The 22,785-nt window shown below is 69.1% G+C and carries 24 protein-coding genes; 14 read left to right on the top strand and 10 right to left on the bottom strand.

Annotation, left to right across the window (positions count from 1 at the left end; translation table 11 throughout):
* Nucleotides 1-9 precede the first annotated feature (9 nt).
* Together nrfD and dsrO are read right to left on the bottom strand one after the other, a co-directional pair.
* On the bottom strand, nt 10-1,053 hold the full coding sequence (gene nrfD, locus ACF8ML_RS16810) for an NrfD/PsrC family molybdoenzyme membrane anchor subunit (protein WP_392407457.1): 1,044 nt from the start codon (nt 1,051-1,053) through the stop codon (nt 10-12).
* A gap of 16 nt (nt 1,054-1,069) precedes the next feature.
* Nucleotides 1,070-1,915 carry a sulfate reduction electron transfer complex DsrMKJOP subunit DsrO gene (dsrO, locus tag ACF8ML_RS16805; RefSeq protein ID WP_016446234.1) on the bottom strand — a complete coding sequence of 282 codons (846 nt, stop codon included), beginning with the start codon at nt 1,913-1,915 and terminating at the stop codon, nt 1,070-1,072.
* Between the two features lie 334 nt (nt 1,916-2,249).
* Between dsrO and ACF8ML_RS16800 the strand changes: the two genes are divergently transcribed.
* A complete protein-coding gene (locus tag ACF8ML_RS16800; RefSeq protein WP_012206046.1) occupies nt 2,250-2,714 on the top strand; it encodes a hypothetical protein in 465 nt (154 codons plus the stop codon).
* On the opposite strand, the gene ACF8ML_RS16795 is transcribed toward ACF8ML_RS16800, so the two are convergent.
* From ACF8ML_RS16795 to ACF8ML_RS16780, 4 genes are all read right to left on the bottom strand, one after another.
* Nucleotides 2,699-3,100: a hypothetical protein gene (locus ACF8ML_RS16795; RefSeq protein ID WP_212645353.1), complete on the bottom strand. Its 402-nt coding sequence runs from the start codon at nt 3,098-3,100 to the stop codon at nt 2,699-2,701. The two genes, ACF8ML_RS16800 and ACF8ML_RS16795, sit on opposite strands and share 16 nt — an antisense overlap.
* An 11-nt stretch (nt 3,101-3,111) precedes the next feature.
* Entirely contained in the window at nt 3,112-3,918 is an 807-nt protein-coding gene (gene dsbG / locus ACF8ML_RS16790; RefSeq protein ID WP_392407456.1) for a thiol:disulfide interchange protein DsbG, read from the bottom strand.
* Nucleotides 3,915-4,913, bottom strand: coding sequence for a TlpA family protein disulfide reductase (locus ACF8ML_RS16785; protein ID WP_392407455.1), 999 nt, complete (start codon nt 4,911-4,913; stop codon nt 3,915-3,917). The genes dsbG and ACF8ML_RS16785 overlap by 4 nt, the downstream gene beginning before the upstream one ends.
* A gap of 84 nt (nt 4,914-4,997) precedes the next feature.
* A complete protein-coding gene (locus tag ACF8ML_RS16780; RefSeq protein WP_392407454.1) occupies nt 4,998-6,197 on the bottom strand; it encodes an MFS transporter in 1,200 nt (399 codons plus the stop codon).
* A 145-nt stretch (nt 6,198-6,342) separates the two neighbouring features.
* On the opposite strand from ACF8ML_RS16780, the gene ACF8ML_RS16775 reads away from it, so the two are divergent.
* From ACF8ML_RS16775 to ACF8ML_RS16740, 8 genes are all read left to right on the top strand, one after another.
* Complete coding sequence (locus tag ACF8ML_RS16775) at nt 6,343-6,930, top strand: TetR/AcrR family transcriptional regulator (RefSeq protein ID WP_016446229.1); 588 nt, start codon at nt 6,343-6,345, stop codon at nt 6,928-6,930.
* 151 nt (nt 6,931-7,081) lie between these two features.
* Nucleotides 7,082-7,744: a response regulator transcription factor gene (locus ACF8ML_RS16770; protein ID WP_012206042.1), complete on the top strand. Its 663-nt coding sequence runs from the start codon at nt 7,082-7,084 to the stop codon at nt 7,742-7,744.
* Nucleotides 7,741-9,264: an ATP-binding protein gene (locus ACF8ML_RS16765; protein ID WP_392407453.1), complete on the top strand. Its 1,524-nt coding sequence runs from the start codon at nt 7,741-7,743 to the stop codon at nt 9,262-9,264. Before ACF8ML_RS16770 ends, ACF8ML_RS16765 begins: the two co-directional genes overlap by 4 nt.
* 190 nt (nt 9,265-9,454) lie before the next feature.
* Nucleotides 9,455-10,192 carry a c-type cytochrome gene (locus tag ACF8ML_RS16760; protein ID WP_392407452.1) on the top strand — a complete coding sequence of 246 codons (738 nt, stop codon included), beginning with the start codon at nt 9,455-9,457 and terminating at the stop codon, nt 10,190-10,192.
* Between the two features lie 17 nt (nt 10,193-10,209).
* Entirely contained in the window at nt 10,210-11,220 is a 1,011-nt protein-coding gene (locus tag ACF8ML_RS16755) for a c-type cytochrome (RefSeq protein WP_026061998.1), read from the top strand.
* Between the two features lie 303 nt (nt 11,221-11,523).
* A complete protein-coding gene (locus tag ACF8ML_RS16750; protein ID WP_016446225.1) occupies nt 11,524-12,144 on the top strand; it encodes a DUF2325 domain-containing protein in 621 nt (206 codons plus the stop codon).
* A complete protein-coding gene (gene fur / locus ACF8ML_RS16745) occupies nt 12,141-12,644 on the top strand; it encodes a ferric iron uptake transcriptional regulator (RefSeq protein WP_392407450.1) in 504 nt (167 codons plus the stop codon). The genes ACF8ML_RS16750 and fur overlap by 4 nt, the downstream gene beginning before the upstream one ends.
* Nucleotides 12,641-13,288, top strand: a complete 648-nt coding sequence (locus ACF8ML_RS16740) for a nitroreductase (RefSeq protein ID WP_392407449.1) — start codon at nt 12,641-12,643, stop codon at nt 13,286-13,288. The genes fur and ACF8ML_RS16740 overlap by 4 nt, the downstream gene beginning before the upstream one ends.
* A gap of 67 nt (nt 13,289-13,355) precedes the next feature.
* Here the strand turns inward: ACF8ML_RS16740 and ACF8ML_RS16735 are convergent, their stop codons facing one another.
* Together ACF8ML_RS16735 and ACF8ML_RS16730 are read right to left on the bottom strand one after the other, a co-directional pair.
* Entirely contained in the window at nt 13,356-14,243 is an 888-nt protein-coding gene (locus ACF8ML_RS16735; protein ID WP_016446222.1) for a class I SAM-dependent methyltransferase, read from the bottom strand.
* Nucleotides 14,244-14,371: 128 nt separating this feature from the next.
* Complete coding sequence (locus ACF8ML_RS16730) at nt 14,372-14,878, bottom strand: hypothetical protein (protein WP_392407448.1); 507 nt, start codon at nt 14,876-14,878, stop codon at nt 14,372-14,374.
* A 153-nt stretch (nt 14,879-15,031) separates the two neighbouring features.
* Between ACF8ML_RS16730 and ACF8ML_RS16725 the strand changes: the two genes are divergently transcribed.
* The 3 genes from ACF8ML_RS16725 to ACF8ML_RS16715 all read left to right on the top strand — a co-directional run bounded on the left by ACF8ML_RS16725 (nt 15,032) and on the right by ACF8ML_RS16715 (nt 17,405).
* Nucleotides 15,032-15,382, top strand: coding sequence for a hypothetical protein (locus ACF8ML_RS16725; RefSeq protein WP_272206743.1), 351 nt, complete (start codon nt 15,032-15,034; stop codon nt 15,380-15,382).
* Nucleotides 15,383-15,571: 189 nt separating this feature from the next.
* Nucleotides 15,572-16,909 carry a hemolysin family protein gene (locus ACF8ML_RS16720; RefSeq protein WP_017403868.1) on the top strand — a complete coding sequence of 446 codons (1,338 nt, stop codon included), beginning with the start codon at nt 15,572-15,574 and terminating at the stop codon, nt 16,907-16,909.
* Nucleotides 16,896-17,405, top strand: coding sequence for a hypothetical protein (locus ACF8ML_RS16715; RefSeq protein WP_047327407.1), 510 nt, complete (start codon nt 16,896-16,898; stop codon nt 17,403-17,405). Before ACF8ML_RS16720 ends, ACF8ML_RS16715 begins: the two co-directional genes overlap by 14 nt.
* Nucleotides 17,406-17,585: 180 nt before the next feature.
* Here ACF8ML_RS16715 and azu read toward each other — a convergent pair whose 3' ends face one another.
* The gene (azu, locus tag ACF8ML_RS16710) at nt 17,586-18,044 is read right to left on the bottom strand and encodes an azurin (protein WP_392407447.1); all 459 of its coding nucleotides are present in this window, start codon (nt 18,042-18,044) and stop codon (nt 17,586-17,588) included.
* A 326-nt stretch (nt 18,045-18,370) separates the two neighbouring features.
* Between azu and ACF8ML_RS16705 the strand changes: the two genes are divergently transcribed.
* On the top strand, nt 18,371-18,661 hold the full coding sequence (locus ACF8ML_RS16705; protein WP_392407446.1) for a hypothetical protein: 291 nt from the start codon (nt 18,371-18,373) through the stop codon (nt 18,659-18,661).
* 45 nt (nt 18,662-18,706) lie between these two features.
* Here the strand turns inward: ACF8ML_RS16705 and ACF8ML_RS16700 are convergent, their stop codons facing one another.
* The gene (locus ACF8ML_RS16700; protein ID WP_392407571.1) at nt 18,707-19,429 is read right to left on the bottom strand and encodes an alanyl-tRNA editing protein; all 723 of its coding nucleotides are present in this window, start codon (nt 19,427-19,429) and stop codon (nt 18,707-18,709) included.
* 398 nt (nt 19,430-19,827) lie between these two features.
* Between ACF8ML_RS16700 and ACF8ML_RS16695 the strand changes: the two genes are divergently transcribed.
* On the top strand, nt 19,828-22,770 hold the full coding sequence (locus ACF8ML_RS16695) for a DUF4132 domain-containing protein (protein WP_392407445.1): 2,943 nt from the start codon (nt 19,828-19,830) through the stop codon (nt 22,768-22,770).
* Nucleotides 22,771-22,785 lie beyond the last annotated feature (15 nt).

The following is a 22,785-nucleotide window of genomic DNA, read 5'->3' as shown; positions in this document are numbered from 1 at the left end:
GCGGCGGTGTCAGAGGGCGCGGGCCGCGGCCGAGCGCGCGGGAAACAGCTCCAGCGCCCAGGTGGCCAGCGTCACCAGTGCAATGCACAGGCCGGCCACGCCCAGCATGCCCAGCAGGCCGTCGCCGCCCAGCGGCATGTGGTAGATGTACAGGCCCGCGCCGTACTTGGGCACGCCTTGCACGCCCATGAACAGCGCCCAGCGGAAGGCCCAGGCCGCGGCGGCCAGGCCCAGCCCCAGGGCCAGCGTGTAGCGCGGGCAGGCCATGCGCTGCCCACCCCGGACCAGGGCCCACAGCAGGGCGGCACCGGCCACGGCCGAGCCCAGCATGCTCAGGCGCCAGACCGGAAACTGCTGCCACAGCTGCAGCGCCGCCTGGAAGGAGCGGCCCTGGCCCAGCCAGCCGGCAACGGCCCAGACCGCCACCATGACCAGCAGGCACAGCGCCAGCGCCAGGCCCAGCATGCGCAGGGCCTGCAGGGCGCCGGCATCGGGGCGGTGGCGGGCGGGCAGAAAGCGCGCCGTCACCAACATGCAGCCCACCGTGGCCAGCCAGCCCGTGAGCGCCAGGTTCAGCGGCACCCACAGCGTGTTCCAAAGCGGGCGCGAGCGCACGGCCATCAGCTCGGCGCCGGTATAGGCGGTGATGGTCAGCGCCGACACGGCCAGCAGCGGCGCCAGCCAGCGCAGCCACCGCGGCCGGCCCAGCCACCAGGCCAGCACGAAGGCCAGCGCCAGTCCCACGAAGGCCGGCAGCAGCAGGGCGCCCACCGACATCCACGACCACGGCGTGAAGTGCGCATAGAAATGCCAGAAGCGCGCAGGCTGGTGCAGGTCGGCCAGCAGCGACACGGGCGCGGCGATGGCGCTGACGGCCAGCACCAGCACGGCGGCCGGCAGCAGGCGCGCCATGGCGCTGGCGCGCGGCGCCCAGGCGCAGGCGGCGGCCAGCAGGGCGGCGCCCGTGGCAATGCCGGCCAGGAAGAAGTACTGCACGGCCCAGGGCAGCCAGGCCGATTCGTAGGCGGGGGTCAGGAGTTCGACGATGTGCATGGGGTGCTCCTTGCGTTCAGTGGGAAGTGACCAGCCGCACGCTGGCCTGCCCGTCCACGCCGTCGACGAAGGCGTCGGGCAATCCCAGGTAGTACACATGCGGGTCCGTGCCCATGGCGGGCTTGAGCACCTTGAGGTCCTTGGCGTGCTCGCGCATGCGCTGGCGGATCTCGCTGCCCTCGTCGTTGAGGTCGCCGATCACGCGGGCGCCGCCCACGCAGCTTTCCACGCAGGCCGGCAGCAGGCCGGCTTCCAGGCGGTGCTCGCAGAAGGTGCACTTGTCGGCGGTCTGCGTCTCGTGGTTGATGAAGCGCGCGTCATAGGGGCAGGCCTGCACGCAGTAGCCGCAGCCCACGCAGCGCTCGTTGTCCACCAGCACGATGCCGTCGCTGCGCTGGAAGGTGGCCTGCACCGGGCAGACCGGCACGCAGGGCGGGTTGTCGCAGTGGTTGCACAGGCGCGGCAGGTTGAGCATGGCCGGCGGCAGGTCCTCGTTGCCCGCGTGCTGCACCTCGTACTGCAGCACCGTGGTGCGGAACTGGCCCAGCGGCGGCAGGTTCTCCATGGAGCAGCTCACCGTGCAGGCCTGGCAGCCTATGCAGCGGCGCAGGTCCACCAGCATGCCGTAGCGCCTGCCGGCCTCGCCGGGACGGCGCGGCGGCTGGAAACCCGGGGTGCCGGGCGCGGCCGCCGCCACGGGCAGGGCCACGGCCGCCATGGCAGCGGCCAGCAGGTCCTGCAGGAAGCCGCGCTTGCCGGCGGCGGGCTGCGCATGGGAGAGGGTAGGGGCGGGGATGTCCTGGGTGGAGGGCTTGCAGCTGCAGTCGTTGCAGCCGCTGCCGGCGCGGGATGTTTTTGGCATGGCCTGTCTTTCATCGTCCTGCGGCCACGGGAGGGTGGTCGCTCAAACTCAATAAAGCATTAAAAATATGCTTTTTATATTGAATTTAATATATGAAATTCAGGGCCTTGGCGGCTTGATATGAGTCAAGCAATGGGCTTGCAAAGCGCCACCAACTGCCTGCCATGGACAGGCGCCCAAGGCACTCCATAGCGTGTGGCGCAGGGATTAAGACGGGGTTAACAGGGTGACTGCATTCCTCGGGAATGCGGGGCGCGTATCGGAAATCACCCTCTTGTTTCCGTGCGCGGCCCCGGTCTACGCTGCTTGTGTCGCCACTGCCAAGGAGTTCTCCATGAACCATGCCCTGAACAGCCTTGCTTCGGAACTGGACCTTGCCGCCGAAGCCGGCGAGCACCTGAGGCTGCAATTCACACAGGCCTGCGTGGACCGCATCGCGCACCTGCTGGAAGACCCGGACGTCATCCGCTGCGCACAAGGCCTTCGCCGCTACCTGGACGGCCAGATCGACCGGCAGGAGCTGGACCGCCTGGCCCGCGAGGCCGCCAGCCTGGCCAACCACCACCAGGGATCACGCTCCCTCGACGGCTGCGGCCATGCCGCCGTGTCCGCCACCTATGCCACGGCCCATGGGCTGGCGGGCCGGGCGCTGCAGGCGGCCGACTATGCGGCCTATGCCATGGTCTATGGCGAGGGCGGCCACGGCGCCGTCACGGACCGCGAGTCCTTCGAGCCTGAATACCAATGGCAGGCGCGCTGCCTGGCCTCGCTGGCGCAGGCCGCTCAGCAGCGCACGTAGCACCAGGCCGACTGCTGCAGCAGGGCCAGTGACTCGATGCCGCCCTGCGGCAGCACGCGCATGCCGGCAGGCGCCTCGCGGCCCAGCTTCCTGAGCGTGTTCGGGCAGACCAGCGCATGGGCCAGGGCCTCTGCATCCAGATGCTGCGGCGTGCCCGGCGCGGCATCCAGCAGTGCCTCGACGGCCGGGCCGTTGATGACGATGCGGACTTCGGCACCGGGACGGTCCTGGCGCAGGTTGGCCAGATTGCTGCGTGCACGGGCCAGGGCGCCGGGCGTGGGCGCATGCAGCACGATGCGCAGCGGCGGCGCATCCGGCCGGGTAGGGAACAGGTCGCTCCAGTCGCTGGAGGCGGTGGAATCGGCGGGACAACGGCTTGTGCTCATGGTCGTCCTCATCATTTCCTGCCACGCGGCCCCATGACCTCTTCCAGCAGGCCCGGTGGCAGGCCGGTGCGTACCTGCACCAGCCCCTTGTCATCCTTCCAGACCAGGGCCGGCGTGGCACGCAGGCCCCAGGTGGACATCAGCGAGGCATGGCTGGCCAGCACCTGCCGCGTGGCCTGCGGCACCGGGGCCAGCGGCGTGGCGCCCGCGCCTTCTGCGCTGGCGCGGCCGGCCTTGGCATAGGCACGTGCGTGCTCGGCCAGGGCCTGCTCTGGCTGGCGCGCGGTCAGCATGGCGGCGGCCTTGCCCTCGCTGCTGGGCTTGAGGATGCCCACCAGAATGTGGCGCAACTGCACCTGGCCGCTCTCCACCCAGGGCCGGGCATCGTTCCACAGCTGGTTGCAATAGGGGCAGTTGGGGTCGGTGAACACATAGACCGTGCGCGGCGCGTCGGCGCGGCCATCCGGTATGGACTGGGCGCGCTGCACATCGCTCCACAGTTGCTCGCCCATGGGCTTTTGCACGGCGGCCTGCAGGGCCTGGGCGTTCACGTCGCGGCCCTGGGCGTCGATCACCGTGCCCAGCACCCAGTGCTTGCCGTCAGGCATGCGGTAGATGGGCACGGGCTGGCGGTCGCGGTAGGCGGCCCAGGCCTTGAGTCCGCCCACGGCCGGCAGCGGTCCCACCAGGGTCAGTCCCTGCTGGGCCAGGAAATCCTCCGATGGCAGCTCGGACGCCGCAGCCGGCAGGGCCAAGGCTACCGATAGGGCCAGGGCTCCTGCCAGTGCAGGCAGGGGGAACAGGGGGGAAGCGCTCATGAACATTCCTTCAGATGCTGGGCCAGGCTGGCGCGCGACAGCTCGCCCATGCGCATGCCGCACAGCCGGCCGTCGGCGCCATAGAAATAGGTGGAAGGCAGGCCCCGCTGGCGCCAGTGCCGGCCGGCCTGCTGCTGCGGGTCGAACAGCACCTGGGCCAGCGGCAGCGGGGCCGTCGCCTGCTCGCGCCGCAAATAGCCCATCACGGCCTCTGCCGTCTCGCCCTGGTTGATCCAGATGAAACGCACATCGGGCCGCTGCTGCTGGGCCTGGGCCAGCACCGGCATCTCGCGCCGGCAGGGCGGGCACCAGGTGGCCCAGAGGTTGATCACCATGGGCTTGCCATCGGCCTGCTGCAACTGCTGCAGCGAGACCGGCTGCGCCTGCCCGTTGACCAGGGTGAAGGCCGGCAGGGCCGGTGCATCTGCGGACGGCAGCGCCTGCAGCAGGCTGCCCAGCACCAGCAGGGCCGCCCCCGCGCCCAGCGCCAGCCCTGTGGCGCGGCGCAGCACCGGGGAGCGGCGGCTGCGCCACAGCATGTACAGCAGCGCGGCCAGCAGGCCGGCCCACAGGTTCCATCCCCCGTCGCGGATATCGATGATGCGGCCTGCGAAGGCCGGCATCCCGCTCCAATCCCAGGGGGCAGGCGCGACCTCGGTCCACCACTGCGCGACATAGGCCAGGCGCGCCGCCAGCAGGCCGGCCAGGGTGCTTTGCCACAGCAGCGCATCCACGGCCTGGCCCGTGCGCCTTTCATTCCTGCGCGCCAGCCACTGCGCCAGCAGCCAGGCCAGCATGGCCACCACCACGCCCATCGGCAGGACCAGCGGCCCCAGCGCCAGGCTGGCGGGCAGGTGCAGCCAGGCGCCCAGCGCCGATAGCGCTGACGGCCCGCCAGGCTCTGCCGCTCCGGCAAGAACAGGCGAAGGCGCCATCAGCAGGCCGGCAAGCAAGGGCAGGAAGGACGAAAGAAGAGGGGATGACCGGAGGTGCATGGAAGGGAGTTTCAGCCATGCGGGCTGACAGGCCGTGGATGCTGGCAGCGGGGAATTAACGGGGGGTTAACGGCCTCATGGCCATCAGGCTGCGACCGGTCCATTTCGCCCAGCCAATCCCATGGCCGCAGACATCAGCAAGGCCGCAGCGGCCAAGCCGCCAGACAGCCAGAGCGTGGCGTGCAGCCCCCAGCCATCGACCAGTTGGCCGCCTGCCCATGAGCCCAGCGCAATACCGATGTTGAAGACGCCAACGTACAGCGCCGTGGCAATTTCCACGGCGCGTGGCGCAGCCTGCATCATCCAGGTCATCAGGCCCACCGATACGCCGCCGTAGGCCAGGCCCCAGACCAGCAGCACGGCGCCACCACCGGTTGGCGAGTCGCCCACGGACAGGAACAGCACAGGCGCCAGCAGCAGGCCCATGGCGATCGCCGCCAGACTCGGCACCGTGCGGCGCGCCGCGATGATGCCCGCCAGGAAGTTGCCCGCAATGCCCGCGATGCCGTAAGCCAGCAGCAGCGCGCTCATCCATTGCGCATCGAACCCCGACACCGTCAGCAGCAGCGGGCGCACGAAGGTGAAGGACATGAAATGCCCGGCCACCAGCAGCAGCGTCAGTGCCAGCCCGGCCTGCAGCCTGCGGTTGGCCAGCTGATGACTGAATTGGCGCAGGCTGGCCGAGCCTGTGGCAGGCAGGGCGGGGAGAACGGCCATGTGCAGCGCCAGCACCAGTGCGCTGAAGCCTGCCATGCCACCGAATGCCCAGCGCCATCCCGCGAAATCGCCGATCAGCGCGCCCAGCGGCACGCCCAGTACCGAGGCCGCCGCCACGCCGCCAAAGATGATGGAGGTTGCCAGGCCCATCGACGCCTGGGGTACCAGCCGTGCCGCCAGCCCGCCCGCGATTGCCCAGATGCCGCCCATGCAAAAGCCCACCAGGACGCGCGCGGCCAGCAGCCAGATCAGCGACGGCGCCAGCGCCGAGGCCAGGTTGGCCAGCACGAGCAGGGCCAGCAGTCCGCACAGGATGCGGCGCCGGTCCATGCCGCCCGCCGCCATCACCACCAGCGGCGCGAACAGCGCGGCCAGCAGCGCCGGCAGCGAGATCATCAGGCCGGCCCTGCCCATGGAGGTGCCCAGGCTGCCAGCAATGGATGTGAGCAGGCCGACCGGCAGCATTTCCGTGGTCACCACGGAAAAGGTGGCCAGGCCCACGGCGGACACGGCCAGCCACGGGCGGCGCGCGGCGGGTTCGGGCCGCGTGGAGGAAGACGAATTCATGGTCCAGATCCCTTCAAACAGGTGGGGGGGTGTTGCACCGCCGTCGCGGGACAGAGAAAATACATACGCTGCGTATGAATAGAATCCTATATACATACGCATCGTATGTAAATAATCATGCACGCCGTATGTAAGGAGATTGGCCATGGTCCGCCGCACCCGCGCCGAGATGGAAGAAACCCGCGCCACGCTGCTGGCGACGGCCCGCAAGGCCTTTGGAGAGCAGGGCTACGCCGATGCCTCCATGGACGATCTCACCGCGCAGGTGGGCCTGACGCGGGGCGCGCTGTACCACCATTTCGGCGACAAGCAGGGCCTGCTGGCGGCCGTGGTCGAGCAGATCGATGCCGAGGTGGATGAACGCCTGAAGGCCATCACCGCCCATGCCCGGGATCCCTGGCAGGGCTTTCGCAGCCGCTGCCGGGCCTACCTGGAAATGGCGCTGGAGCCTGAAATCCAGCGCATCGTGCTGCGCGATGCGCGCGCGGCTTTGGGCGGAGCGCTGCCGCAATCGCAGCGCCACTGCATTGCGTCCATGCAGGCACTGATTGCGGACCTCATGGCGCAGGGCATCGTGGCCCGGGCCGATCCGCAGGCGCTGGCATCGCTGATCTACGGCAGCCTGGCCGAAGCGGCTTTCTGGATTGCCGAGGGCGAGGACGCCGACCTGCGGCTGGAGCGCGGCGCGGCGGCGCTGGACCTGCTGCTGGGCGGGCTGCTGGCCCGGCCCTGAGCGGGCCGCCTGGCCGCATTCTTGTGCGCGTGCCTGCGAGATTCGGCATGCTGGCGCACACCTCGCTACAAATCTGCGATGCTCAGTCGCTTTTCGTTCCCGACTTGGATACAGACGGCGGGGCCTGGCGCCAGGCCCTGCGGACAACAACATGCATGTTCTCTTGGTGGAAGACAACGCGCTGGTGGCCAGCGGCGTGCGGGCTGGCCTGCAGCTGCAGGGCTTTGGCGTGGATACCGTGGCCTCGGCCGGGCAGGCGGATGCGGCCATCCGTTCCTCGCATTTCGATGCCTGCGTGCTGGACCTGGGCCTGCCCGACGAGGATGGCCTCTCGCTGCTGGCGCGCTGGCGCGGCCAGGGCCTGCAGGTGCCCGTGCTGGTGCTGACGGCGCGCGATGCCGTGTCACAGCGCATCGAAGGCCTGCAGACCGGCGCCGACGATTACCTGGTCAAGCCCTTTGACCTGCACGAACTGGCGGCGCGCCTGCATGCGCTGCTGCGCCGCGCGGCCGGCCGCAGCGTGGACTGGATCGAGCTGGGCGAGGTGCGCATCAACCCCGCTGCAGGCCACATCCAGCGCCAGGGCCGCACCGTGGAGCTGTCGCGCCGCGAGTGGTCGCTGCTGCGCGCGCTGCTGCAGTCGCCGGGCCGCATCCTGAGTACCGAGCAACTGCGCGACAGCCTCTACGGCTACAGCCAGGACGTGGAGAGCAATGCCGTCAACGTGCATGTGCACCACCTGCGCCGCAAGCTGGGCCATGAACTGGTGGAGACGGTGCGCGGCGAGGGCTACCGCCTGGGCCTGCACCCATGATGCGCAGCCTGCGCGTGCGCCTGCTGGCATGTCTGTGCCTGGCGCTGTGCACGCTGTGGGGCGGGGTGGCGGCCTGGATGTTCTCGGACATGCGCAACGAGCTGCGCACCGTGCTGGATGACCGGCTGATCGCCTCGGCGCGCATGGTGGCAGGCATCGTCCACCAGTTCCGGCCTGCCCGGGAGCTGCCGCAGGACTGGAGCCCCATGCTCAACGTGATCGCGCGCGACGGCGTGGCCTGCGAGGTCAGCCTGGTGCGCGGCGAGGTCCAGCCCGTGCGGCCCGAATCGGCCCTGCCGCAGGTGCTGGCCAAGACCGAGGGCAGCCCCGTGTTCCCGCAGAGCATGCCGCTGGGCTTCTCGACCATCATCAAGGGGGGCAAGCCCTGGCGCACCTATGTGCTGGAGGACCACGGCGTGCGCATCGCCACGGCCGACCGCATCGATGTGCGCGAGGGCCTGATCCACGGCTTTGCCTACACCATCGTCCTGCCCTTCGTGCTGGCCCTGCTGGCCAGCATGGGGCTGATGTGGTGGGCCGTGACCCAGGGCCTCAGGCCGCTGGAGGCCCTGCGGCGCGAGCTGGCGCACCGCCCGCCCGGCGACGATTCGCCCGTGGCCCAGGGCCTGCAGACGCGCGAGCTGGCGCCGCTGGTGGGCACGCTCAACCAGCTGCTGCACCGCGTGCGCGCGGCCATCGACCGCGAGCGCCGCTGGAGCGACGACGCGGCCCATGAGCTGCGCACGCCGCTGACCGCCATCAAGACCCATGTGCAGGTGGCGCAGATGGCGCTGGCGGCGCCCGGCATGCCTGCTGGCCTTCTGGCCGCGCCGCCCGGCTCCATGGCCCGCGATTCGCTGGCCCAGGCGGGCGAGGGCGTGGAGCACCTGCAGCACACGCTGGAGCAGTTGCTGCTGCTGGCGCGGCTGGAGCAGCATGAACCGGGTGCCGCCAATGCGCTGGCCTGCGGCGATGCGCCTGCCGATGCGCTGCAGGCGCTGGACAAGGCCTGGCAACTGGCGGTGAATGCCGTGAGCGCCCAGACCCCAGCGCCCGCGCTTCGTACATGGCTGGACAACGGCCAGCCCGTGCAGGACTGGCCGCTGGCCATCTCCGAGCCCCTGCTGGTCTCGGCCCTGCGCAATCTGCTGGAAAACGCCCTGCGCCATGCGCCGCAGCATCCCGTGGAACTGGCCGTGCGCCCCATTGGCGCCATGCCGGGCACGACGCAGCAGCCGGGCACAGGCTATGTGGAGTTCACCGTGGCCGACCACGGCCCCGGACTGAGCGCCCAGGAATGCGAAGAGGCCACGCGCCGCTTCTGGCGCAAGCGTCCCCAGGAGCATGGCAGCGGCCTGGGCCTGCCCATCGTGCAGCGCATCGCCGAATGCGCAGGCGGCTGCCTGCTGCTGCAGCCGCGCAGCCTGTGGCGGCCCGAAGAAGGCGATGCGAGCGGGCTGGTCGCACGCCTTTATCTGCCGTTGGCGGTGGGCGCCGGCGCACTGGTGCCGACGCACTGACGAGAGCGCACCGACGCCGGCGCATTAACGCCGACTTAATCTGCGCTGCGTATCGTGCCGACCTGGCTGGCCAGCCGCGCAGGCATTGCGCCGTGCGGGGGCAGCCGCAGGTATCCAGAACTGACCCTGTCCGCCGCTGCCGCGCACCTGCCGGCGCCCACGCATGGCAGGGCAACAGCCTCTTCCCACGATGAACCGCATGAACAAACAGACCCTGTCCCGGTCGTGCATCGCCATTGCTGTCGGCATCTGCATGCCGATGGGCGGCGCCTGGGCACAAGACACCTCCGCTGCGCAGGCGGCAGTGCAAGGCAACACTGCCGCTGGCCAGAAGATCGCCCAGGCGGGCACGCCCCAGGGCGCGGCGGCCTGTGCCACCTGCCACGGCGCCAAGGGCGAGGGCATGGCGGGCTTTCCGGCCCTGGCCGGCCAGCACGCCGGCTATCTGGCGCGCCAGCTGCAGCACCTGGCCGACGGCAGCCGGCAGGCGCCCGTGATGGCGCCCATGGCCAAGGCCCTTTCGGCCCAGGACCGTGCCGACGTCTCGGCCTACTACGCCAGCCTGCCGCTGCCCATCCAGCCCGTGCGCGGCCCGCTGCCCAAGGGCAAGGACGATGACGGCGCCTGGCTGGTCGAGCGTGGCCGCTGGGCCGACGGCATTCCTGCCTGCGCCCAGTGCCATGGCCCTGGCGGCGTGGGCGTGGGAGCGGACTTCCCCGCCATCGGCCACCTGACGGCCGACTACATGCAAAGCCAGGTCGCCGCCTGGAACAAGGGCCAGCGCGAGGCCGGCCCCCTGGGCCTGATGGGCAAGATCGCCCGCAAGCTCACGCCCGAAGACATCCAGGCGGTGGCGTCCTACTACGCCCGCCTGCATGGCGCGGGCACAGCCACCGCAGCCACGGCCTCCGCGCCGGCCAAACCCTGATGGACCGGGAGCCGATCATGTCCGACACACCACGCAATCCCGCCCCCGGCAGTTCCAACACCGCCGAATACATCGTCGTTGCCTGCCTGTTCGCCGGTCTGGCGGGCACACTCGCCTATGGCATGTACGTCAGCCGTCCTGCCCGGCCCGACGTGCCGGTCAACGTGGCCGCCGCACCCGCCGCACCCGCTGCTGTCCCCGCAAAGCCCGATGCCCAGCCCGTTCAGGGGGCTGCCGACGGCGCAGCCTTCACGCCGCCCGGTGCCCGCGACATTCCGGACACCCCCATGGGCGAGTGGATCCGCCGTGGCGAGGCCATCTTCCTGCGCACGCCGGCCAACGCCGTGGGCTTTTCGGGCAACACCCTCAACTGCGTGAACTGCCACCTGGACGCAGGCCGGCTCAAGGGCGCCGCACCCATGTGGGGTGCCTACCCGCTGTACCCGGCCTACCGCAAGAAGACCAACCACGTGGACACCTTCGCCGAGCGCGTGCGCGGCTGCTTCATGTACAGCATGAACGGCAAGGCCCCCGACGACGGCCACGACATCCTCGTGGCGCTGGAGGCCTATGCCTACTGGATGGCGCAGAAGGCGCCCACGGGCGAGAAGCTGCCCGGCGCGGGCTTCACCAAGGTGGGCAAGGCCGCGCAGGAGCCCAGCTTCGAGCGCGGCGCCAAGGTCTACGAGGCCAAGTGCGCGCTGTGCCACGGCCCTCAGGGCCAGGGCCAGGAAGTAGGCGGTGTGACCGTGTTCCCGCCGCTGTGGGGCAAGCAGTCCTACAACTGGGGCGCGGGCACGCACGAAGTGGACAAGGCCGCCAGCTTCATCAAGGGCAACATGCCCTACGGCAACCCCACGCTGGATGACCAGGAGGCCTGGGACGTGGCCACCTACATCAACAGCATGGAGCGCCCCCAGGACCCGCGCTTCACCGGCAACGTGGCCGACACGCGCAAGCAGTTCCACGACAACCCGTACTCGCTGTACGGCACCGAGGTCAACGGCCGGCTGCTCAAGGGTCTTTGAGCGGATCGGACAGGCAACGGCAGGCCGGGCGCAGGCCTGCGTTGCTGCAAGGGACAGGGCGCTGACAGCCGCCCTGCAAGCGCATCTGCGCCGGTGCGGCCTTTGCACCAGACGGCGTACGGTCATCGGTTTGACGGCCGGCATTTCATGATTTAATAAGAATCATTCTCACTGATTTGCCGGCGCATCCGGCTTGCACCGCAGCACACCGCCTTGCCGGCAAGCCAGGCCCGTGCCGCACAGGGCCATGCGCACAGGCCTTCGCGCGACCGCCGCGCGATGCTCAGGTTTGCCGAGGAAACCATGACCCAGACCTTGGACGACATTCAGCAGCTGGCGCACGAGCACCAGGTGCTGCTGCGTGGCTACGGCCACGCCCAGTTGCGCAGCAGCGAGCTGCTGTGCCTTCAAGCCCAGGAAATAGAGAGGCTGCAAAGGCTGGTGATCCGCCAGCGCGCGGCCTTGATGGCCAAGGAAACCCAGCTGCTGTGGGCGCGCGAGGAGCGCGAGGCGCTGGAGAAGGCCATTCCCGGCCTCTCGCGCCGCGTCACGCTGGCGCGGCGCGTGGAGTCGCTGCTGGTGCGCGTGCAGGACCTGTTGCGCGAGCGCGCACGCTGGCAGCGCCAATCGGCCGCGCCCCTGGCGCAGCCCGCCGTGCCTGCAGCGGGCGCGCATGCGCGGGAGCCCGAACAGGACGCCGAGGCCTTCGAGGCCAGCCTGCGCGAGGCCGACCTGGTGATCTGCCAGACCGGCTGCCTGAGCCACGGCGAGTACTGGCGCGTGCAGGACCATTGCCAGCGCACGGGCAAGACCTGCGTGCTGGTGGAGCAGCCCGATGCGCTGCGCATCGTCCGCATACACCGGGGCGCCGACGGCGGCGACAACCCCGCCATGACGCTGAGCCACGGAGACACGACCGCATGACACGCAGCAAGATGCCCCTGAGCCCGGGTGGCGAACCCGAACTGCGCAGCGTGGGCCTGAAGGCCACGCTGCCGCGCATGCAGGTGCTGGAAATCTTCAGGCAGAGCGCATCGCGCCACCTGCATGCCGAGGACGTGTTCCGCCTGCTGGCCGAGCGGCGTGCCGAAGTGGGCCTGGCCACCATCTACCGCGTGCTGTCCCAGCTGGAGGCGGCGGGCCTGCTGCTGCGCCAGACCTTTGAAAGCGGCAAGGCGGTGTTCGAGCTCAATGAGGGGCCGCACCATGACCACCTGATCTGCCTGCAGTGCGGACGCGTGGATGAATTCAGCAACGACCACATCGAGGCACTGCAGCACCAGGTGGCCCAGGCCCACGGCTACCGCCTGGCCGACCACCGCCTGGCCCTGTACGGCCATTGCGGCGCGTGCTCGCAGCTGCCACCCGAATCACCGGCACAGCCAGTGCAGGCAAGACAGCCTGCGCTGCAGAACAACGAATGAGCACCAACGACAGATCCCTGACCCCCGAGCAGCGCGCCGCCCTGGACCTGCTGATGTCGCGCCAGTCGCGCTGGCCGCTGCAGAACCCGGCGCCGGGCGCAGACGTGATCGACACCGTCATCGATGCTGCACTGCGCGCCCCCGACCACGGGCAGCTGCGGCCCTGGCGCTTCGTGCTGGTGCAGGGCGATGCGCGCCATGCGCTGGGCGAGGTGTTCGTGCAGGCCGCCAGGGCGCGCGACCCGCAGGCCGACGCCGAGCGATTCCGCGCCAAGGCCTTGTCCGCCCCGCTGATCATTGCGCTGGGCGTTCACCTGCAGCCCGAGCACAAGGTGCCAGAGAGCGAGCAACTGCTGGCTGGTGGCGCTGCCGCCATGAACATGCTCAACGCCCTGCACATCCTGGGCTTTGGCGGCTTCTGGGCCAGCGGCGCCAACAGCCACGATGCGCGCGTGCGCGAGGCCCTGGGATTCGAGCCCCATGACCGGCTCGTCGGCCTGCTGTATGTGGGCACGCCCGTCTCGGCCGGCCGCGAAGCCCTGCGGCCGCCGCGCAACCGCTTTGTGCGCGAATGGCAGCCCGGGCAAGACCTGGTGCAAGGCCTGGCCCTGGTCCTGTCCGCCAGCGCGGCCGACGCAGGCTGATCCTGGTTCCTTGAAGCAAAGATGCCCGGCTTGACCCGGCATCTTTCGTTGCGGCTGCGCAATCGGCCTAAGCCGCCGTCTCGACCGACTTCAGCTGGTAGATGGCATAGAAGTGCACGCCAAAGGTCCAGCGGAATGCCGGCCCCACCAGCGAGTAGGGCGGGCCGTAGCCTTCCATCACCTGGTGCGCGGCCACCAGCTGCAGGCGGGGATGGGCTTGCGCCAGATCGGCCTCGCGGCGCAGGCCCCAATGAAACTGGGCCTGGGTGAGCCGGACCGAGGGGTGCTGGCTTGCGCGCCCGGCCGCCAGCCAGCACATGGCGTCGAACACCAGCTCCGAGCCCGGCGGGCTGCGTTGCGCAAACGTGGTCCACAGCGCCTGCATCTGCTCTGGCTGCAGGTACATGGAAACGCCCTCGGCCATCATGAACACCGCAGGCCCGGACCTGTCGGCCGGCAGTCCCAGCCGCTGCCACCAGTCGGCATCGGCCAGGTCGAATTCGCGGATCTCCTGGCGCTCCGATTGCCGGGGCAGCAGCTGCCTGCGCAGCGCGGTCACGGGTCCCAGGTCCGCATCCGTCATGTGCATCTGCCCGTTGTCCAGCCATTGGAAATAGTCGCTGAGGCCGCAGCCCAGGTTCACCACATGGCCCTGCGGCTGGCGCTGCAAGAAGTCCTGCGCCAGCGCGCGAAAGCAGTGCGTGCGCGCCAGCACGCCGTAGATGCTCTGCCGGTCCTGCAGCCACCGGCTGCCGTCGTCGCCCAGCTGGGTCAGGGTGTCCAAGGCGTGGGCGTCACTGACGGCCATACCGGGAAACAGCCGCTCGCCCAGGGCGCGTGCGGCCAGTGGAATGCGCAAGGTCTCGCTGACATCGGACAGTTTTTCCTGGCGTGGCGAGGAGGGCTGCGCGTCGGGCAAGGCCGTTGCGGCCGTCGGGGCAAGAGATTCGGGCATGGCGGGCTCCTGTGCGTTGCCGGCCGGGGCGGGCGGCATCCACCTTCCATGAATTGCTTCAAGGGCTGATACCCATATTAGGGCCTGTTCGCACGAATGCAGGCAACCCGAAGGGACGCTGCCTGCCATCAATCCTTGTTCACCTTGTGGTCCTCGCCCTTGGCCTGTTCCATGGCCTCGGGCTCCAGCTCCTCGGCGGAGCGGTTGAGGTAGATGAAGGCACCCCAGCCCAGCAGCAGGACACCCACGGCGCTGACCAGGGCGGCGGGATAGAGCAGGTGGGCCGGCTCTTCCTGCGTCTTGAAGGCAGCGACCAGGGCTTCGACGGCCAGGGCCACGACCAGCACCACCAGAAAGCGCGAGAGAAACCGGCGCACGCGCGTGGGGCCGCTGATATGGGCCTCGCGTATGACCTCCTCTTCGGTGATGGTCTGGGCGATCTGCAGCGCGACCACGCCCGAGGCCAGAATGCCCAGCGCCTCGACGATGCGCAGGCCCGAATCGCCATCCACGCCATGCGCCATGGCGTTCCAGCCCTTGAGGCCTGCAATCCACAGCAGGGCGATGGCCGCCAGCGAAAACAGCAGGGCGATGAGCGCGTGCACGACGGTGAAAAGGGTATGGAGTGCTTTCATGGCAAAGGGCGGAGAGTGGGCCGTGGCGCATGTTTCCACGGCGCCGGCGCGCCGCTTGTAGGAAACGGCGAACAGCCGTGGACAGTGGCAGGCAGCGGTGGGCAGGCGCGGTGCCTGCCCGCGGGTGCGGCGCATGGATAAAATCCCCGGACCATGTCCAGATGGTTCATCGTGGCTTTTTCCCTGCACTTCGTCGTCAGCGTGGCCTTGTCCACGCTGGGGCTTGTGCCATGGCGGGCCCTGCCGGGGGCCGCTTGCGAGCCGGCCGGCGCCGCCTGCGCCAGCGTGCAGCGCACGGCAGCGCCGCTGGTGGACACGGCCTCCCTGCTCGATGACTTCGACCATGCGCTGATGGACGATCAGCAGGACCTCCCCGATGTCATGCATGCCGTCGATGGCGTGGATGCCCCCCGGCTGCAGGCCGATCGCCATGTCGCCAGCAGCCTTCGCGAAGGACCGTGGCGCAGCCTGGCCCCGCCCGAACGGCCTCCCCGGGCGGCCTGATCCCCTTTGCGACCTGCCGGGGCCGTTGGCTCCTCCGGGTCGGCGCATGCGGCATCCACGCCGTTCGCCGGGTCCTGTCCGGCATGCCCCGTCTGCGGGGCTGGCCTATCGCTTCCAATCTCTCCGGACCCAGCGCAGCATGGGCCCTTTTTGCCGCAGCGGCGGCTCCCGGTTCCCAGAACAAGCATCATGGAAATTGCCATTCTTTTTGCGCTGATCCTGCTCAATGGCGTCTTCGCCATGTCCGAGATCGCGCTGGTGACGGCGCGCAAGGCTCGCCTGCAAAAACTCATAGACGAGGGGGACGCCGGCGCCGCCGCAGCCGCCCAACTGGGGGCCGACCCCACGCGTTTCCTGTCCACCATCCAGATCGGCATCACCTCCATCGGCGTGCTCAACGGCATCGTCGGCGAGGCCGCGCTGGCCGCTCCCCTGGCCGAGTGGCTGCAGCGCATGGGCGTGCCCGCGCCCTATGGCGGCTACACGGCCACGGCGCTGGTGGTGGTGCTGATCACCTATTTCTCCATCGTCGTCGGCGAGCTGGTGCCCAAGCGCATCGGCCAGACCTACCCAGAGACCTTTGCGCGCCTGATCGCACGCCCAGTCAACTGGCTGGCCCATCTGACCAAGCCCTTCGTGGTGCTGCTGTCCGTATCCACCCATGCGCTGCTGCGCCTGCTGGGCGTCAAGGAAAACAGCGGCAGCGCCGTCACGGAGGAAGAGATCCACGCCATGCTGGCCGAAGGCACGACGGCCGGCGTCATCGAATCGCACGAGCACACCATGGTGCGCAACGTGTTCCGCCTTGACGACCGCCAGATCGGCTCGCTGATGGTGCCGCGCAGCGATGTGGTCTGCCTGGATGCCGATGCGCCATTCGAGGACAACCTGCGCGTGATCGAGCAGTCCGACCATGCGCGCTTTCCCGTGGTGCGCGGCGGCATGGACTCCATCATCGGCGTGCTCAACGCGCGCCAGTGGCTGTCGCGCGCGCTGCAGGGCAAGGATCAGGGCCTGACCGACCAGCCCATGCAGACCGCGCTCTATGTGCCCGAGACCATCACCGGCATGGAGTTGCTGGAGAGCTTTCGGCTGTCCGACGTGCACATGGCCTTTGTGATCGACGAGTACGGCGAGGTCCAGGGCATCGTCACCCTGCAGGACCTAGTGGAAGCCATCACGGGCGAATTCCAGCCCCGCGATCCGCGCAACTCCTGGGCGCTGCAGCGCGAGGACGGCAGCTGGCTGCTGGACGGCCACATCCCCGTGCCCGAGCTCAAGGACCGGCTGGAGCTGGCCACCGTGCCCGAGGAGGAGCGCGGCCGCTACCACACGCTGGCCGGCATGGTCATGCTGCTCACGGGCCGGCTGCCGCGTGTCACCGACACCGTGCAATGGGAAGGCTGGCGCTTCGAGGTGGTGGACATGGACGGCAAGGCCATCGACAAGGTGCTGGCCATGCGCGTGGACGTGTCGCTGCAGGTGCCCGGCGACGAAGACGCAGGAGCAGCCCATGCACCGCGTTGAACGACGGGCCCCGCGCTGCGCCTGGAAACTGCTGGCATGCGCGGCGGCCGTGGTCTTCATGGCCGCCTGCCTGGACGGCGTGCAGGGCTACCCGCAGCAGCAGGCGCCCATCATCAGCCCCTACGACATGACGCAGGAGCAGCGGCTTGCCGAAATGAACGCCATGGGCGCGGCCGGCCATGCCGACCACCGCTGGACCTACGAACTTCGCCCCGGCTGCGTGCTGCGCGTGGACCTGGACGGCCCGCAAGGCCCGCGCCCTTCCCTTGATATCGCCCTGCTGGGCAGCGTGGTGGCCGTCACGGCCCAGCGTGAACGCGGCAGTTTCCGCGTGGAGTTGCAGCCCGGCGACGGCCTGCAGTCGGCACGGTCCCTGGTGCTGGAAAGCACCAAATGGGCCGACGCCAGCTGGACCCAGCTGCTGCTGCGCCTGATGCAAAAGGGTTGCATGGAAATGCAGGGCCGCCCGCACGGCAGGACCGCCAGCCGGCACTGAGAGACAGCGCACAACGGCACGGATCGGCATGCATCGGCAGGGACCGGCAGGGACCGGCAGGCTAGGCAAGCGTGGCTTGCCCGGTCCCGCAAATGTGAGGGGCGGAAACGACAAGCGGCACCGAAGTGCCGCCGGGTAGGGCGCGGGGCGCAAGGTCCCGGGCCAAGGCAGATCGCCGGCTTACTTGGCCAGCGTCAGCGTGCCCTTCATCAGCGCGGCGTGGCCGGGGAAGGAGCAAAAGTAGCTGTAGGCCTCGCCCGCCTTCAGGGCGGCGGTGGAGAAGGTCACGGAGTCGGTCTCGCCGCCGCCGATCACCTTGGTGTGGGCGATCACGCGGGCGTCCTTTTCCTTCACGAAGTCCTTGGCGGCGCCGGCGGCGATGCCGTCATTGGCCACGGGCTGCAGGTCGGCCGTCTTGCTCAGTACCCAGTTGTGGCCCATGGCCGTCTTGGGCAGCTTGCCCACGTGCTTGAGCTTGACCGTGAACTGCTTGCAGCTGGCGGGCACGCTGATGGTGGGCTTGTTGAACTGCATGGCGTCATTGCCTTCGATCTCGACGGCGCAGTCGGCGGCCAGCACAGGTGCGGCGACGGCAGTCATTGCGAGGGCCAAGAGGACGGGTTTCCATTGCATTGCCATTGTTTTCTCCTTGAAAAGCGGGTGAGGTGGCTGGCATCCGGTGGCCATGGACCGGCAGGCGGTCTGTCGCCATGGATGCTTTGTATGGCTGCCTCCAGCATAGACAGGATGGGGGAGGACGGGTTGATTTGAATCAAGTCAAAACAGTTCGAAGACCTGCGCTCCAAGCATGCGGTATGGCGTCACGCCGGCACGGTATGCGCGGTGGCTGTCGCCCGGAATCACTTGCCGTCCGTCGTCTTTTGGCGACGGGCAACCCCACAGCTCGCATGCCTCTACTCACCTCAGTCACATTTGGGTACGATTGCGGCACATAGAGGGGGTTTATGAGAATGATGGTTTTCATAGGCGCTGTCATTGGCGCCATCTTTTTGCTGACGGCGTTCTTCGTCGACAGCTCCCAGCAACAGACGGCGCTGGCGGGCATGGCCTGTGCCAGCGTCCTCATTCCGTACGTGCTGTTCAGGTTGCACTCGATCGCTGTTGAGCAGGACAAGCTCGATCAGATCCTGCAGCTGATGCGAAAGTCCGGCAGCCAGCCCGAAGGGGTGGCTCCGGGCGGCGAGGGGTCCCGTGAGCCGGGTGGCCCCTCGGCGCCCAGGTCCTGGATGTCCTGAGGCGCGGGGCGGCAGCCAAGGCAGGCCAGGCAGGTCCGGCAGGCCTCAGGCGAACTGCACGACCACGCGCCGGTTGGTGCGGCTTTTCTTCTCGATCTTGGTGACGGCCACCGTGCCGATCTCGGCCGTGCTGCGCACATGCGTGCCGCCGCAGGGCTGGCGGTCCAGGCCGGGGATGTCGATGATGCGGATCGTCGCCGTGCCGCCCGGGGGCGCCGCGCCTGCGGTGCGTACCAGGTCGGGCTGGGCGGCCAATTGCTCGGGCGTGATGCGGTCCACGTTCACGGCATGGCTGTCGGCGATCAGGGCGTTCAGGCGCTCCGTCAGATCGGCCTTGTCCAGCGTGGATTCAGGCAGGTCGAAATCCAGGCGTGCCGAGTCCGGCGAGATGCTGCAGCCCGTCACGGGCACGGGCACCAGCACGCCCAGCAGGTGCAGGCAGGTGTGCAGGCGCATCAGACGGTGGCGCCTGTCCCAGTCGATGGCTACCTGCACGCGCTCGCCGACCTGGGGCGGCGCATCGGTCTGCAGCACATGCAGGATGCGCTGGCGGTCATCGGCATAGATGGTGTCGATGACCGCCAGGCTGCGTCCGTCGGCCAGGATCAGCGTGCCGGTGTCTCCGGCCTGGCCGCCGCTGCGGGCATAGCAGACCGTGGCATCCAGCTCGATGCCTTCGGGGCTGACCGCGATCACGGTGGCTTCGCAGCTGTCCAGGTAGGCGTCGTCGTCAAAGAGCTTGTGCGTCTGGGACAGGGGCATGGGCATGGGCATGGGGTGTCTCCGGGGTCATGTCGCGGTCCATGGTATCGGCGGCATGGCGGGGCCGGGCAGTACGCCTGGGCGAAAAGTCCCCAGTACAGTCCATGGCCCGCAGCGGTGGCAGTCGGCTGCTTGACAGCCTGTCAAGTGCCCGGGTCCGCGACCTGACAAGATCGGCGCCCGCGCCGCGCGCGTGCCGCTGAACAATGGCGCATTCCTTGCCGACGGCGCTACAGATTTTTCCGAAGCTGACGACATACGCAGGGCATGAATCTGTGAGTTTTCCGAGGAACTGTCCGAATGGATCAAGAACCTTTGCGTCCATCCCGTGCAGGCTCCACCCCCGTCTCCATCCCGGCAGGCCCCGGTTTGCGGCTGCCCACATTGTTCATCTCCTCATCTTTATGAGCACTACCGATCTTCACGCAGCTTCCCTGAGCGATCTCTATGACCGGCTGGACGAAGGCCTCAGCGAAGAGGCCTTTGCCGCCGAACTTGATGCCCGGCTTCATGACGGGCGGGCCGATGAGGTGCAGGTTTTCCTGCGTGATTGCGAGGAGCGCTGCCTTTACATGCTGGGGCGCCTGAACAGCAGCGAATCGCCCTGGACACATGACGGTGAGCGCTGGCTGGCCCTGGCACGGCTCACGGTGCCGCGCGGCCATGCGCCGGCAGGGCTCAGCGAGAAGCTGACCAATGCCAAGGTGGCCGCCGAAGTGCGCGTGATGGCCGAGCAATGGCTGGCCCATGCCCGCAGCGCGGATCTGCCGGTCTTCAAAGGCATAGGCATGGTGCTGGGCAACCTGGTGCCCTGGCTCTGCTATCCAGGCATGCCCTACGAGGAAGTGACGGCCACGCTGGACTGGACGCTGGCGCTGCGCAAGGAAGGTGAGTACAAGCCCGACACCGAGTACCACGCGCCCTGGAAGCGGCTGATCGCCCAGCTGAACGATGCCGACCTGCAGCGCTACGCCGCCGTGGGCGGCAAGCTGTTCGCCGATGTGATAGTGCACTACCGCGAAGAGCGCCAACCCAAGCAGCCCAAGGGGCAGGGCTGGAAGTCCTGGATGGGCTTCTTTGCCGCGCATCCCGAGCTGTATGACCAGACCTACATAGGCGATCCGGACCTGATAGAGCAGCGCTGGGCCAGCGCAGATGCCCCACGGCGTGAGGAACTGGCGGGCACCCTGATGGGCCAATTGGGCCATGCCCAGGGCGGGGAGCGTACCCGTGCGCTGCAGCTGCTGGACCGCCTGGTGGCCGAGGATCCCGCGCCCTTTGCCAGGCAGCTGCGTGAGAACGGCGGCTATCGGATCAGCCTGGCGCTGGCCATGCATGTCATGAAGCAGGACGATGCCGCCTTGCTGCCCCTGCTGCTGCCGGCCATTGCCCAGCACTGCGACCGCGAGGACGAGCTGCGCCGCTACCGCAGCGCGATCCGCGAACTGGTGACCCGCCGACCGACCGATCTGGCCGAGGTGCCTGTCAAGGACCTGGTCAATGTGCTGCCCGCGTTCGACACCGCCAGCCTGAAGGCCACGCTGCCCACCTTGACCCCGCTCATCGCAGGCAGCAGCGCCAAGGGCCTGCGCGCCGCCATGGCCGGCCTGGCCGCCCATATTCCGCTGGCCAGCTTGGTGGATGCCGGCTGGCTGAACAAGCCGCCCAAGAACCTGCTGCTGACCTGCCGCGACGTGCTGCTGGCCCACCCCGACCCCGCTGTCGGTCCCTTGCTGGCGCAGTTGCTGGCCGGCGGCAAGCTGGATGCGGCCTCGGCCAGCAGCGTGCAGCAGCGGCTGCAGCAGTTGGGCCTGACAGGGCAGGGCGCCTCGGCATCGGAAGAAAGCCAGGCAGATGCCGCATCGCCAGCGTGTGCCGCTGGCGGCATGGATCTGGAAGCCCAGATCGCCTCCATCAAGCGCCTGAGCGCGGCCATCAAGCCCTTCGATACGCCCGAGCTGCTGGCGCTGTGCGCGCCGCTGTCCGAACACGCGGCCCGCGTGCTGCTGCATGTGTCCGCCATTGCCGAAGGCGGCCTGCCGCCGCTGGCCGGCGAGCTGCTGGCGCGCATTCCGGCCGACAACCGTGCGCGCCTGGCGCTGGCCCTGGTGCAGCAATGGATTGCTTGCGAGGGCGAACCCAAGCAGCGCTGGGCGCTCAGGCTGCTGCCCGGCCATGCCGATGACCGCGTGGTCGATGCGCTGGTGGCCGCCGTCCAGGCCTGGAACCGCCCGCGCCTGCAGCGCGCGGCCGCCGCTGTCGAGCATCTGGGCGAGGTGGACAGCCTCTACGCTCTGCTGCGCGTGCAGGAGATCTCCGAATCGCGCTCGCTCAAGGACCAGGTGCAGCGCACGGCGCGCAGCGCCCTGCGCGCTGCCGCTGCCCGCCGCAAGATGAGCGTGCCCGAGCTCTTCGACGAGCTGACCCCCGACTTCGGCCTGGGCCAGGGCCTGACGGTCACGGTCGGGCCGCACAGCTACCGCGTGGAGCTGCAGGGCGATCTGAGCCTGCGCGTCATCAACGACAGGAACAAGGCCAGCAAGACCATTCCTGCGGTCAAGGACGAGGCGCTCAAGCCCGAATGGGAGGCCGCCACTGCGCAGCTCAAGACCCTGTCCACCAGCCTCAAGACCGTGGTCAAGCAACAGGCGCCGCGCATGCTGGCGGCCCTGGTCAGCGGCAAGCGCTGGCCGCTGGATCGCTGGCAGCGGCTGTTCGTGGCCCACCCGCTGCTGCGCATCGTTGGGCGCAGCCTGATCTGGCGCGCAGAGGATGCGCCGGGCCTGGCGCGCACCAGCTTCCGCCTGGCCGAGGATTTCTCGCTGGTCGATGTGGAGGATGAAACCGTGGCCCTGCCGGCAGGCTGCAGCATCAGCCTCTGGCACCCGGCCACGGCCCAGCCCGGCGAGCGCGAGGCCTGGCAGGCCTACATGGCCGACTATGAGCTGGAGCCCCTGGTCGACCAGCTGGGCGCCTGCGCCGAGCAGCCCGCGCCAAGCCAGTTCAGGAACGGCATGCTGCTGCCGCCCGCGCCGATCACGCTGGCGCAGGAGCAGCTCGGCGCCATGCTCAAGAAGTTCGGCTACCGGCCCGGCCCCGTGGGCGATGGCCCCAGCATCAACGAGCATGTGTGGCGCCTGCCCGCGCTGGAGCTGAGCCTGGAGCTGTCGCACGGCTATTTCCCGCCCTACCTGGACCTGGGCCTGCCCGTGGCCGTGGAAGGCCTGCGCGTGCACGACCTGAGCAAGGGTTACGGGGCCAGCGCCGACCCGGCGCGGCTGCCCAAGCCGCTGCTGGCCACGCTGCAAGGCCAGTGGCTGGCCCTGGCGGCCAAGGCGGCTGCCTGAGCCCTTGTCTTTGTG

Origin of the sequence: Delftia sp. WSY_10 (assembly GCF_043104705.1) — a bacterium.
Lineage (GTDB): Bacteria > Pseudomonadota > Gammaproteobacteria > Burkholderiales > Burkholderiaceae_C > Comamonas > Comamonas tsuruhatensis.
This window is presented reverse-complemented; position numbering and strand designations above follow the sequence as displayed.